13 protein-coding genes and 1 riboswitch are annotated in these 13,007 nt (G+C 36.8%); of the genes, 11 read left to right on the top strand and 2 right to left on the bottom strand.

Going from position 1 to position 13,007, the window contains the following annotated elements:
* Window positions 1–95: 95 nt before the first annotated feature.
* Both CRO00_RS10595 and CRO00_RS10600 read left to right on the top strand, forming a co-directional pair.
* A complete protein-coding gene (locus tag CRO00_RS10595; protein ID WP_097073643.1) occupies window positions 96–380 on the top strand; it encodes a hypothetical protein in 285 nt (94 codons plus the stop codon).
* A 94-nt stretch (window positions 381–474) separates the two neighbouring features.
* Window positions 475–2,025 (top strand): alkaline phosphatase family protein, encoded by a 1,551-nt coding sequence (locus CRO00_RS10600; protein WP_097073644.1) that lies wholly within the window; start codon window positions 475–477, stop codon window positions 2,023–2,025.
* A gap of 40 nt (window positions 2,026–2,065) precedes the next feature.
* Here the strand turns inward: CRO00_RS10600 and CRO00_RS10605 are convergent, their stop codons facing one another.
* Both CRO00_RS10605 and CRO00_RS10610 read right to left on the bottom strand, forming a co-directional pair.
* Window positions 2,066–3,118, bottom strand: a complete 1,053-nt coding sequence (locus CRO00_RS10605; RefSeq protein ID WP_097073645.1) for a DUF4030 domain-containing protein — start codon at window positions 3,116–3,118, stop codon at window positions 2,066–2,068.
* Window positions 3,108–3,680, bottom strand: a complete 573-nt coding sequence (locus CRO00_RS10610) for a sigma-70 family RNA polymerase sigma factor (RefSeq protein WP_097073646.1) — start codon at window positions 3,678–3,680, stop codon at window positions 3,108–3,110. The genes CRO00_RS10605 and CRO00_RS10610 overlap by 11 nt, the downstream gene beginning before the upstream one ends.
* A 156-nt stretch (window positions 3,681–3,836) precedes the next feature.
* Between CRO00_RS10610 and CRO00_RS10615 the strand changes: the two genes are divergently transcribed.
* The 9 genes from CRO00_RS10615 to CRO00_RS10655 all read left to right on the top strand — a co-directional run bounded on the left by CRO00_RS10615 (window position 3,837) and on the right by CRO00_RS10655 (window position 12,886).
* Window positions 3,837–4,388: a hypothetical protein gene (locus tag CRO00_RS10615; RefSeq protein WP_097073647.1), complete on the top strand. Its 552-nt coding sequence runs from the start codon at window positions 3,837–3,839 to the stop codon at window positions 4,386–4,388.
* Window positions 4,389–4,453: 65 nt separating this feature from the next.
* Window positions 4,454–4,658, top strand: a riboswitch (cobalamin riboswitch).
* A gap of 147 nt (window positions 4,659–4,805) precedes the next feature.
* Window positions 4,806–5,798 carry an ABC transporter substrate-binding protein gene (locus CRO00_RS10620; protein ID WP_097073648.1) on the top strand — a complete coding sequence of 331 codons (993 nt, stop codon included), beginning with the start codon at window positions 4,806–4,808 and terminating at the stop codon, window positions 5,796–5,798.
* The gene (locus tag CRO00_RS10625; protein WP_097073649.1) at window positions 5,761–6,825 is read left to right on the top strand and encodes a FecCD family ABC transporter permease; all 1,065 of its coding nucleotides are present in this window, start codon (window positions 5,761–5,763) and stop codon (window positions 6,823–6,825) included. The genes CRO00_RS10620 and CRO00_RS10625 overlap by 38 nt, the downstream gene beginning before the upstream one ends.
* Window positions 6,822–8,114 (top strand): ABC transporter ATP-binding protein, encoded by a 1,293-nt coding sequence (locus CRO00_RS10630; protein ID WP_097073650.1) that lies wholly within the window; start codon window positions 6,822–6,824, stop codon window positions 8,112–8,114. The genes CRO00_RS10625 and CRO00_RS10630 overlap by 4 nt, the downstream gene beginning before the upstream one ends.
* 17 nt (window positions 8,115–8,131) lie before the next feature.
* Window positions 8,132–9,508 carry a cobyrinic acid a,c-diamide synthase CobB gene (locus tag CRO00_RS10635; protein WP_097073651.1) on the top strand — a complete coding sequence of 459 codons (1,377 nt, stop codon included), beginning with the start codon at window positions 8,132–8,134 and terminating at the stop codon, window positions 9,506–9,508.
* The gene (locus CRO00_RS10640) at window positions 9,505–10,038 is read left to right on the top strand and encodes a cob(I)yrinic acid a,c-diamide adenosyltransferase (RefSeq protein ID WP_097073652.1); all 534 of its coding nucleotides are present in this window, start codon (window positions 9,505–9,507) and stop codon (window positions 10,036–10,038) included. Before CRO00_RS10635 ends, CRO00_RS10640 begins: the two co-directional genes overlap by 4 nt.
* Complete coding sequence (locus CRO00_RS10645; RefSeq protein WP_237658383.1) at window positions 10,038–11,564, top strand: cobyric acid synthase; 1,527 nt, start codon at window positions 10,038–10,040, stop codon at window positions 11,562–11,564. The genes CRO00_RS10640 and CRO00_RS10645 overlap by 1 nt, the downstream gene beginning before the upstream one ends.
* Window positions 11,536–12,330: a cobalamin-binding protein gene (locus CRO00_RS10650; RefSeq protein WP_097073653.1), complete on the top strand. Its 795-nt coding sequence runs from the start codon at window positions 11,536–11,538 to the stop codon at window positions 12,328–12,330. The genes CRO00_RS10645 and CRO00_RS10650 overlap by 29 nt, the downstream gene beginning before the upstream one ends.
* 52 nt (window positions 12,331–12,382) lie before the next feature.
* Complete coding sequence (locus CRO00_RS10655; protein ID WP_097073654.1) at window positions 12,383–12,886, top strand: GNAT family N-acetyltransferase; 504 nt, start codon at window positions 12,383–12,385, stop codon at window positions 12,884–12,886.
* The last annotated feature ends 121 nt before the right edge of the window (window positions 12,887–13,007 follow it).

The following is a 13,007-nucleotide window of genomic DNA, read 5'->3' on the forward strand; positions in this document are numbered from 1 at the left end:
GTTAAATAAAATTTACAAGAAGAGTCTTTACATTATTATAATCAGTTTTTAGCCGTGCACCTTAGTAAATCTATGGAAGAAGTGAGGAGAACCATATGCCAATAGCTATCATCATTTTAGTATTAGCCATTATATCGGCTGTCTTTTTAAGTCGTAGGGCTACTAAAAAACGGAAATTTCTCATTTGGGGGATTACAACCATTCTTTTCATTGCACCACTAATATCTTGGGTTTCAGGTATCTTATTCGGTATTAGTGTAGGGGATGGATTTGCCGGAATGACAATCATGGTATATGGCTTTGTTTTTTTAGAAGTAATAGGGTTCATTATTTTATATTTCGGTATATTTAAACGTGAAAAATTTAAAGACTTAATGTAAGTGCGTCTACAATTTGGTAGATGCGCTTTTTTTATGCATGCTTCCTTTCTATAAGAAACATACTATTCAATAATAAATGGAATCAGGTGAAACTATGCTGCGTAAATTTTTCATAGTAATTGGAGCAGTGTTGATTGTTTTAGTATGTTTTGTAATGGCTCTATCGATATCAAAGCCTAAAGATATTTCTGACATAAAAATTACCCAACAAGAAAAAAGGATTGTTCTTATTACGATTGATTCTTTAATGAGTGAGCCTCTTCAAAAGGCAATGGCTGAAGGGAAGGCCCCGGCATTTTCGTTTTTAGTTGAAAATGGACAGCTATATACGGATATGGTTAGTTCATATCCTACAATGTCTGTTACTCTTGATAGTTCTTTACTAACGGGTGTTTTTGCGGACGAACATAAAATTCCAGGTCTAATATGGTTTAACCAAGATGCAAACCGAATTGTTAGTTATGGTAGCGGCCCTGGCGAAATTTGGAATGATGGTGTACGAAATGTTGTTCAAGATAGTGTAATTCGATTGAATAATAAACATCTCAGTTCAAGTGTTACAACCATTCACGAGGAACTGGCAAATCGCAATATTCAATCGGCGTCAATTAATGGTCTCATTTATCGTGGGAAAGTGGAGCAAAACCTTAATGTGCCATTTCTTATATCGACAATGAAGATTTTGCCGAAAAATATTGAGGTAAAAGGACCAACAATTCTGTCTCTTGGTGCTTTATCGCAGTTGAGTCCAAATAATAATTTGCAAAAATTCGCTTGGGACAAAATGGGGGTAAGTAATGAATTTTCCGTTCGGGAGTTTAAATATTTATTGGAGCAAAATCAATTGCCATCTTTTACTCTTGCCTACTTACCGGATGCAGATGCACGCATACACTCTAAAGGATCAGATGATTTACAAGCAATTGAAAAGGCTGATGAATCCTTACAAGACCTATTAAATTCTTTTTCATCATGGGAAGAGGCAATAAAGAGTGTTACTTGGATTGTGCTTGGGGATAGTGGTCAATCTGCTGTAAAAAAAGATAAATCATTAATTGATCTAAATAAAGTTCTAAGCAAATATTCATTTTGGGAACGCAACAATCAAGACGGCCAAATTGCTTTTGCGGTGAATGAACGGATGGCCTATATTTACTTGAAAGACGATAAACTCAATATTCAAGAAGTTGTAGAGATTTTAAAAAAGGATGACCGAATCGCATTTATTTCGTGGAGCGAGAATGAGCAGAACTATGTGACAGCACCAAATAATGAAGAGTTAGTTTTTTCGAAACAAGGCAATTTGAAAGATGAATACAATCAAACTTGGGACATAGAAGGGGACGAATCTATTTTAGATTTAACAGTCCAAAATGGGGAAATTCAATTTAACAATTATCCTGATGCACTTGCCAGATTAAATGGAGCTCTCCATTCACATAAAGGACGTTATATTATTGTGGATGCTGTGCCTAATTATGAGTTTATAGAAAAACATAGTTACGATCATGCAGGTGGGGGAGCTCACGGATCGTTGCATAAAGTCGATTCACTCGTACCACTCATTATTACAGGAACAGATTCAAAACCAAGTTCCCTCCGATTAGTTGATATTAAAGATTGGGTTCTTCAAATGCTCGAGTAAATTAAATCGCGGCCTACAAATTGTAAGCCGCGAAAATCCTTTAATTAATTCTCTTCTTGTCTTTACTCATAATAATTAAATCGTAAGGGTCGTTTCGAATATCCTTTGTTCTTTCATCGCTTTGAATAAATTGCGTGATTTCATTTTCAATCTTCTCAACAAGTTCTTCAACATCTGGGTCTGTGGATTTTATGGATGTTTTCAATTTTAGCATTAAAGGATAAGGGTGGAAGGAATACGAATAACCGGTAACATTAAAGTCTTCATTTTCCATTAACGCACCACCTATATAGTGAACAATACCATTTTTCTCCCATCGTAACTCCTGTTCACGAGCCTTCATATCAATTCGTGTAATTCGCATTTTGAAATCATCACCATACTTTGAAGAGGCTGATTTTAATAGCTCTTTTAATTTTTCCATTCGTTCTTTGGATTCCGTATTCGGGACTGCAACATATATAAAATTCTCTACATTATTTACACGAGCTTCAATTGGGAAAGCTGGTTCATAATGATTTTCATTTAGGAGTGCCATAATTTCATCGTGTAAAGCTTCACTGTCCTTGATCATCTTTTTAGTCTCAGGATCATCTTCTGGCCAAGGAATTTCCTCCCCTGCTTTTACATCGATTGAAAAATTACCAAGATTTTTTTCCTGAAGAGCTGTATCGACATTTGTAACTACTTTCTCTTTCATTGCTTGAATTTCTTCGTCTGTTCCAAGAAGTGTAATGTTAATTTGTTGCTTTGATATTTCAAGATTTAGTAGTTTCTTTTCTTGTTTATTGATAACGTCAATTACCGTATCATATAAATCAACCGTACGTTCCTGTTGATTGATAAATTCCGCAATATAAGGGATGTTGCTAACGACTTTAGCCATAGCTGGTGAAACGTATGTTGAAGCAATAAGTATCCCCACTAACCCAATAGTAGATACTGCTGTAAGAGTCATTCTTTTAACGAATAAAATGTTGCGGCCCTTTTTGCCTATTTTATGAAATTCTCCAACTTTCTTTGACACATGTTCCTTATGCTTCTGTTCAAACTTTAAATCTCTTTGTTCTGGATAGTTCCATTTATCTTTCATCGATGATTTCCTCCTCTAACGTCATTTTTAAGGCTGCTCTAGCACGGTGTAATCTAGTTTTTACAGTGTTACTTTTAATACTTAAAAGTTCGGCAATCTCATCAATGGTGAAACCTTCATAGTAATAAAGGATGATGGATTCTCTTAGCTTTGTTGGAAGTGCTAATACTTTATGAAACAACTCTTCATTTTCTTCGTTTGCTAATATTTTTGACTCCGAAGAATGGATGCTACCTTTAAAAAATGATTGAACTTTATCTCGATAATAAACGTTTCTATATGACCAGCTTTTTAAATAGTCTTTGCATTTATTAACAGTAATTCGATAAATCCAAGTTTTATAAGTGGATTTTTGTTCAAAATTATAAAGGTGTTTGTAACAGCTAATAAATACTTCCTGCGAAATATCTTCCGCAATTTGTTTTTCCTTTACATAAGTATAGGCAAGTCTAATCACCATATCGCCATACTCTTCCATCAACCATTCTAGTTGTTCTTCTTTTGAAGTATGGTTCACTTCCGAAATGGTGGGGGATTGCAAATGAATCAGTTTTACATGCATTTTTAATTCCTCTTTTTTTATGTTTTTATACGTTAGACGGAGGTAAATAGCATACCGTTCCGTAAAAATGTTAAAATAGTGGTAATTTGAAACTATACCCAACTTAGAACCGTCATCAATTATAAATCTATTACGTTAAAATGTGGTGATACTTATATGAAAAAATTACTTTTAAGTAGTGTGTTCGTTGCTTTTTTATTTGGGTGCCAAGATCCTATTTCACTTCCGGAAGATTTAAAATCAAACATAGGCAAAGAAGAGTTTGTCGAACCTGAGACATCAGAGTACTCTACATATTTAAAACCGATTCGGGAATACATGTATCACAGAACCCAAGCAGTATTAAAAAATGATATCAATTTGCTGTGGGAACAGTACCCTGATTTAAAGAATAATTCTGATCGAAAAACAGGAGTTAATATTGAAAAGTACGAGATTGAATCATTAAACGACAGCTTTAATTTATTGGATGCAAACTTTAGTATTGAAAGTTATGAACGAATCAAAGTAAAAAAAATCACTGAGAATGAAGTAATAGTACTTGTCCACGGTAGCATTTCATATTTAAGAAAGGATCTCGATGAATCAGGTGGAGAATATTTAATAGAGGTCTATTTACAAAAGCGGGATAATCAATGGACAGTTATAAAAACCGATGAATACCTCGAACATGAGTATAAAGAATGGTTAGAAGAAAAGGAGAAATAAACTTCTAGTATTTTCTAACGTTTACAAAAGGTAAGCTTTCTACTATACTTCTCTTTAGAACAAAAATGAATACGAGACAAATAGGTTTCTTAAATGTTCAAAATATGAGCATGTAAGACTAAGAGGGAAGTTGGTGCAAGTCCAACGCGGTCCCGCCACTGTAAGCGAGTAGGAAGGTTACGAATGATCCACTGTGTTTTTTAAACATGGGAAGGAGTAACCGACTGTTGATACGTAAGCCAGGAGACCTGCCTATTTTGTATTTTAAACTTCCTCGAGGAAAGGAATGTTTAAAGCGCAGGTAATCGATAATATTTCACTTTTGATTGCAAGTTTATACATAACTGCCTTTAACAAACGCTTTCCGAGGGGGGATAGCGTTTTTTTATTGTTCTAAAGAAGAAGGAGGATATTGAAATGAAAGAGATTTTCAAAAAGTGGGGGCTTATTACAGCGATTCTACTGTTAAGTATTGGAATCATTACAGGTTGTGGTGCTGAGGAATCAAGCGCACCAGAGGACACTACTTCAAGTACAACTGAGGAAAAAGAAAATACAACAAAAGACGTATTCCCTGTGACCATTACGGACGATGCGAACAGGGAAATAACGATTGAAAAAGCACCTGAATCAATTGTTTCAATTCAAACAAGTAATACAGAAATCGCCTTTGCATTAGGACTTGGGGATAAAGTTATTGGTGTATCGGATTATTGTAATTATCCTGCTGAAACAGCCAACATTCAAAAAGTTGGAGGACAAGACATTAATGCAGAACTTGTTTTAAGTTTAATGCCAGATATGGCGCTTGTGACAGACTATCACTACAACACACATCCAAAAGTATTACAACAGTTTGAAGATGCTGGTATCGAAGTCGTTGTTGTTGGAAGTGCAAGCTCATTTGAAGACGTGTACAAAAACATCGAAATGCTTGGCAATGCTACAGGAACTAGTGAAAAAGCAGAAGAAATCATTGTTGATATGAAAGAACGTCACCAAGCAATTAAAGATAAAGCATTAGCTTCAATAAAAGAGAAAAAACGTGTTTGGGTAGAAGTTTCACCTGCTCCGGACATTTTTACAACAGGAAAAAATACATTTATGCACGAAATGCTTGAGTCTATCCAAGCTACGAATGTTGCTGAAGATCAAGAGGGCTGGGTGAAATTAAATGAAGAGGAAATAGTGAAATTAAATCCAGATGTTGTCATTACTACTTATGGATATTATATTGATAATCCAAGTGAACAAGTGCTTGCGCGCGAAGGTTGGGCGGAAGTGCCTGCTGTAAAAAACGGAGAGGTATTTGACGTTGATAACGATACGGTTACAAGACCTGGTCCTCGTTTAATTGAAGGAGTCGAGACACTTGCAGAACTTATCTATCCGGAGACTTTTAAACAATAAAATCGTTTGGTTATATATTTTTAGCGGAGGGCTCTTACTTTGTACGGGCCTTCTTGGTTTATTTTTAAGTAGTGTGACAGTACCAGTACCTACAATCTTACATATTGTTTTAGAAAAAATAGTGGGCATGGGTTGGCTCCAAGAAGTTCCGAAAAACGAAGAAATGATTATTTGGAATATCCGCTTGCCTCGTGTTGTTCTTGCCTTTTGTGTAGGGGCATCTTTAGCGTTAGCAGGGGCAGCATTCCAGGGACTATTACGCAATCCATTAGCAGACCCTTATACAATTGGAGTTTCATCCGGAGCCTCACTTGGAGCGGTTCTTGTGTTGTTCTTCCAAGTGTCCATTATTGGATTAGGTAGTTTTACACTTCCGGTCGTCGCAATTATAAGTGGATTAATTACATTAATTGTTGTCTTTGGGTTAGTACAATTAAGTAGTAGAAGTTTGGCTATTGAAACAATTATTTTAGCAGGGATTATTGTTAGTTCCTTTATTGGTGCCCTAGTTTCTCTCATCATCTCATTAGGTGATAAAGATGTGATGACACAAATTATCTATTGGTTATATGGAAGCGTTGGAATGAGAGGCTGGGAATACGTTCAACTCATAATTCCGTTTATGGTCATTGGAACCATTATTTTGTTTTACCATTACCGCGAATTAAATGCGTTAGCCCTTGGTGAAGATGCAGCTGATCATATCGGTGTAAATGTGAAAAAAGGAAAGGCCTTTATTTTAGTAGGCGCATCCCTGTTGACAGGAGCAGCCGTAGCTGTTTCTGGGTCAATTGGCTTTGTTGGTCTTGTGGTTCCTCATCTCGTTCGCCTTGTTATTGGCCCAAATCATCGTCATGTGTTGCCTTTATCACTTTTAACTGGTGGAACTTTTCTTATCTTAGCGGATCTATTGAGTCGAACAATTATTGCTCCAAAGGAACTTCCAATTGGTGTGGTTACCGCCTTAATTGGTGCACCTGTTTTTGCATTTTTATTAATTCGAGAAAGAATGGGGGGAAGAGGATGATAAAAATTGAAAACTTGGTTGGTGGATATACTAATTCCCCTATACTGACAGATGTTAATTTAGAAATTCATAGGGGTGAGTTTTTTGCTCTTCTTGGTCCAAATGGTAGTGGAAAAACAACACTTTTTAAGATGATTACAGGGCAGCTGCCAATTCAAAGTGGCAATATTTTATTATCTGGTAAGGAAATATCATCCTATTCGAAACTTGAAAAAGCAAAAAAAGTAGCAGTTCTTACACAAGAAATTCAAGTGTCTTTTGATTATACGGTAGAAGAAATTATTAGTCTTGGTCGTTATCCTCACCAAAAGGGAATGCTAAAAAGTCTTTCAAAAGAGGACCATTATATTATCGAGGAAGTTATGGACATTACGAAAATTAGTAACTTCCGAAAAACGCAATTTAGGAAACTTAGTGGCGGAGAAAAGCAAAGAGTTTTATTAGCGAAAGCTTTAGCCCAAGAACCAGAGTTATTACTTTTAGACGAGCCGACCAATCACTTAGATATAAAACATACTTTTCAACTATTAGACCTACTAAAAGAGCGACAACTATCAAAGGGGCTAACAATTTTTTCGATATTGCATGATCTGAATGTAGCCTCTCTTTATGCAGATAGATTTGCGTTATTGCATAATGGAACATTCATAGAAGTGGGCGATGTGGAGTTATTACGGAAAGAAGAACAATTACAAAAGGTGTACCAAGTGAAGGTGAATGCTCAATCTCATCCCACTGTACCGAAGCCTCAACTCTTGATGACACCAAATTACACGAAAATTAAAGATAAAATAAATTTCACAGATTCATATGAAATGACACAATACGAGAACCTAACCCATATACAATTTGCTGAACCGTTAAGGACAATTTCAAATGGAGCATTTGGTGATGGAATCCAATGGTTAAAGCATTTCTGTATTGCTAGTGATGAAAATTTGCTAAAGAAGTACGGAATACCATATGAACAGGTTGGTTGCATGGCTTCAACGGATAATATAATGGTTACGCAAAATTCACATATGATGGCCGTAGTAGGAGAGGAAAAAGGTTCATTTAATATATTGCTATTTATAGATGGTCATTTCTCAGACGGTGAACTTGTTAATGGTTTTATGGCGTTAACTGAAGGTAAGATGCAAGCATTAAAAAATTTAAGTATGAATTCAACAGATACCCAGCTCCTTGCCGCAACACAACAAGGAAGGAAAGTTTCTGCTGGAGAAATAAGAGAATTTGTCTTTAACGTAACAACTGAAGCAATAAGTAGATATTTGCAGATGATTTAAGAAATGGGGTGGAATAATTGACGCAACGAAGAATTGTCATAGCAGGTACTGGAAGTGGGGTAGGAAAGACAACACTAACAATCGGATTGATGGCTGCATTAAAAAAACATGGACTTGTTGTACAGGGATTTAAATGTGGTCCAGATTATATTGATCCTTCCTATCATACTGCTGTAACAGGTCGAGTATCTCGTAATTTAGATAGTTGGATGTTTAACGAATCACGCCTTTTGGATATTTTTACTCATGGCAGTAAGGGTGCTGATATTTCAGTTATTGAAGGTGTTATGGGCTTTTATGATGGGAAAAATCCTGAAACGAACGAAGGCAGTACTGCTGAAATTAGTATGATAACGAAAAGCCCAGTTTTACTTGTAGTCAATTGTGCAAGTATGGCGAGAAGTGCAGCCGCAATTGTGAAGGGGTTTCAAAGCTTTGCTGAAGGTCCAAACATTGTTGGTGTTATTGCCAATAAAGTAGGAAGTGAAGGGCACTACCATCTTGTGAAAAAGGCAATTGAACAAGAATGCAAAATTCCGGTTATTGGCTATTTAAAACGAGAGCTAGATATTGAAATTCCAGAAAGACATCTTGGGTTAATTCCATCGATGGAAAGAGGAGAACTTGATGGGTTCTTTGAGCAATTGGCTACCCTTGTTTCAGAAACGGTGGACATTAATCATTTGTTAGAAATCTCTGTGGCTAAAACCTTGAGTCAAGGAAGTACCACTCTTTTTAAAGAGCAAAAAGAGCCCATTGTAAAAATTGCAGTGGCAAAAGATACAGCCTTTAATTTTTACTATCCTGAGAATCTCGAAATTATGGAATCTAAGGGTATGGAAATTGTTTATTTTTCTCCTTTAGCAGACGAAGAAGTACCACAAGGTGTAAATGGTTTGTATATTGGCGGGGGGTTTCCGGAAGAGTTTGCAGACAAGCTCGCTCTTAATGAACGTACAAGAAGTTCAGTGAAACAAGCTATTGAAAGTGGCATGCCAACTCTTGCAGAATGTGGAGGATTCATGTATTTAACAGAATCTATCGAAACAACAGACAACAACAAGTACGAAATGGTTGGTGTTATTCCAGGAACAGTGCAAATGCAAACTAGACTAGCAGCATTAGGGTATAGAGAAATCACTGGTCAAAATTCAAATTTCCTACTAGGTGATCTGCAGGCAAAAGGGCACGAGTTTCATTACTCAACTTACCAATCATCAGGGGCAACGCCATATGCCTATGAAACAACGGGTATGCGGGGAGTAAAAAGAGAGGGTTATTTAACTCACAATCTTGTAGCCGGGTATACTCATTTTCATTTTGCTTCTTGCCCAGAGATGGTAGACAACTGGATTACTAAATGTTTAGAGCATAAGGGAGGCAAAAGCTTATGAAAAAGGGACTAACACTTGTTTATACTGGCGATGGAAAAGGAAAAACAACCTCTGCATTAGGTTTAGCATTACGGTCAACAGGTAGAGGCTTAAAAGTAAAAATCTATCAATTTATTAAATCACCAGACCGCACTTATGGTGAAAAAATTGCGCTACAAAAGCTCGGGGTCGAAATGGTTCAACTTGGCATTGGATTTACTTGGACAAAAACACCTGAGGAACATCGCGAAGCATTAAAAAAGGCTTGGCCAATTGCTCGTGATGCAGTAATGAGTGGGGAGTATGATGTTGTTATTTTAGATGAATTAAATAATGCATTAGCTATCGATAAATTTCCCGTTGAAGATTGTATTCCCCTTAACGAAGTAGTTGAGTTAATAAAAAATAAACCAACGCACGTCCACTTAGTTATTACAGGAAGAGATGCATTGCAAGAAATAAAAGATATTGCAGATCTCGTATCTGTCATAGAACCTGAAAAACACTATTACGAAGAAGGTATTCCGGCAGTGAAAGGAATTGAATTTTAATGACGGAAAAAGCGATTCCTTTAATGATTCAAGGGACCCATTCTGATGCTGGCAAAAGTGCTCTTGTTACTGCATTGTGCCGGATATTTAAGCAAGATGGGTATAAAACTGCTCCTTTCAAATCTCAAAACATGGCTTTGAATTCCTATATAACGGTGGATGGGAAAGAAATTGGTCGTGCCCAAGGTGTGCAAGCTGAGTCGGCTGGAATCATCGCGACAACTGACATGAATCCAATATTAATCAAGCCAACAGGAATGTACCAATCACAAATCGTCGTTCATGGAAAACCATTTCGAAACATGCAGGCAGGGGAATATCGGCAAGATTTCTATGAGGAAGGGTATCAGTTAATATCTCAAACTTACAACAGATTAGCCGAAAATTACGAACGGATCATTATTGAAGGTGCTGGAAGTCCTGCTGAAATAAATTTAAATGACCGAGAACTTGTGAATATGCGTGTTGCTCAAATTGCCAATGCCCCCGTTATTTTAGTGGGAGACATTGAAAAGGGCGGCGTTTTTGCGAGTTTAGTAGGTACATTACAGTTGCTAGAGCCTGAAGATCGCAAACGAGTAATCGGTGTAATTATCAATAAATTTAGAGGAGATGTGTCGCTCCTACAGCATGGGTTGGATTGGTTTGAAGAATATACAGGTGTGCCCGTTTTAGGTGTCGTCCCTTACATTAATAACTTAATGATCGAAGCAGAAGATTCAGTCGTATTAAATAAATATTCTTCTGCACAAAACACAACGAAAGAGATCGACATTGCAGTAATGCGTATTCCATTTATTTCAAATTTCACTGATATTGATCCGCTTTTTGAAGAAGCAGATTGCCATGTTCGTTTTGTGAGAACTGTAGAAGAACTAGGAGAGCCTGATTTAGTGATTTTGCCGGGTAGTAAAAATACTATTGAAGATATGTTGTTTTTACATAATACGGGTCTCGCCAATAGAATTTTAGATTTAGTGTATAAGAAAGATAAGATGATTTTTGGCATTTGCGGTGGGTATCAAATGTTGGGCAATCTCATTACAGATCCATTTGAAGTAGAATCATCCCTTAAAGAAATTCATGGTCTCGGTTTAGTTCCAATGACAACAACAATGACTCTTAATAAAACGACCGTCCTATCTAAAGGAATTGCTCATTTTGGGAATGAAAAAATTCCTGTTGAAGGTTATGAAATTCACATGGGTGAAACTAACTTAGAAGAAGATTGGCATCATTTTATTCATTTAAACGATAAAAGTGAAGGAATTATTACTTTAGATAAAAAAATTATCGGTACATATTTCCACGGCATCTTCCATAACGATCTTTTCCGTGAAGTTGTGCTGAATGAGTTAAGAGTAAGTAAAGGATTAAAACCAATTCACAATCGAGCATCCTTTGCGCGGAAAAAAGAGGAAGGTTTCGATTTATTAGCCAAAGTTGTCCGAGACAATATTCAGTTAGACCGGATTTATAAATTGATGGAGGGGTACTATGCGAATCATATCCATTTGTCCAAGTAACACAGAGTTAGTTGGATACTTAGGTTTATCGTCAAGTCTAGTTGGTGTGGATAACTATTCTGATTGGCCTGAATCAGTGAAATCATTGCCAAGATTAGGTCCCGATTTAGAGATTGATATGGAGAAGGTAGAACAATTACAGCCTGACTTAGTATTAGCATCTCTTACTGTACCGGGGATGGAACGCAATATTGAGGAGTTAAAACAACGGAAAATTCCACATGTAATCGTACCGAGTCCAAAGACATTAACAGAAGTCGGTGAGAGCCTTCTATTTGTCGGGGGAGCGACGAATTCTTCTGAAAGGGCTAAGGAATTAGTTGAAAAGTATAATGCTTTTCTTGAAAAATATCGTGCTCTTTCTAAGCAGATTTCTGAGCCTACAAAACTTTACTGGGAATGGTGGGCAAAACCGATTTTTACGCCAGGCGCTCTAAACTGGTTAACGGAAATTAGTGCGCTTGCAGGTGGGCAAAATGTGTTCGATGATGTGCCTGTAGCAAGTGTGAAAACCGATTGGGAAGACGTGAAAAATCGCAATCCTGAAGTAATCTGTGTTGTATGGGTAGGGGTGCAAAAAGAAAAAGTGAATCCTAAAGTTATTCTAAAGCGCGGCGGAACTGAACAGATGGAGCTGCACATTTTAGATGAGCCACTATTTTGCAGACCATCTCCTAAGTTGTTAATCGGCTTGGGGAAAATAGCTAGTATTCTTCACCCAACTATTTATCCACAATTTGATGAAAACAAAGATCCGATATTGTAATTTCATGTAATAAGATATAACATGGAGTAAAATTAACTAAAGGTGTGTTTTTATGTCCCTTGAAATTACGTTTAGAGATGCAACACTTGAAGATTTACCAACGATTGTAGCCATTTATAATACGACGATTGCTAGCCGAATGGTAACAGCAGATACAGAACCAGTTACAGTGGAAGATCGGCTGAAATGGTTTCATGAGCATTCACCTGCTAAGCGCCCATTATGGGTTGTAGAAACAGAAGGGAAAATTTGCGGATGGGTGAGCCTTCAATCCTTTTATGGAAGACCTGCTTACAATGCTACGGTAGAAATTAGTATTTATCTTGATGAAAACTTTAGAGGGCATGGTCTGGGTAAAACTGTTTTGGCGAAAGTCATCGAGGAAGCTCCAAAATTTGAGGTAGACACTTTACTTGGCTTTATCTTTGCTCACAATGAACCGAGCCTCCGTTTGTTTAAAAACTTTGGATTCGAAAAATGGGCACACCTCCCAGAAGTTGCAACATTAGATGGGGTAAAACGAGATTTAGTGATATTAGGTAAAAAGTTGATGTAGCGTTTCTACTTAAGGTAGAGGCGTTTTTTCATTCTAACTAAGAGTTTACCTGGAAAATTAAGGGGGTGTCGGATTTCCCGAAGAAAGTGTCCGATTTCCCAAAGAAAGTGTCGGATTTCCC

It is taken from the genome of Ureibacillus xyleni (assembly GCF_900217795.1).
Classification (GTDB): domain Bacteria; phylum Bacillota; class Bacilli; order Bacillales_A; family Planococcaceae; genus Ureibacillus; species Ureibacillus xyleni.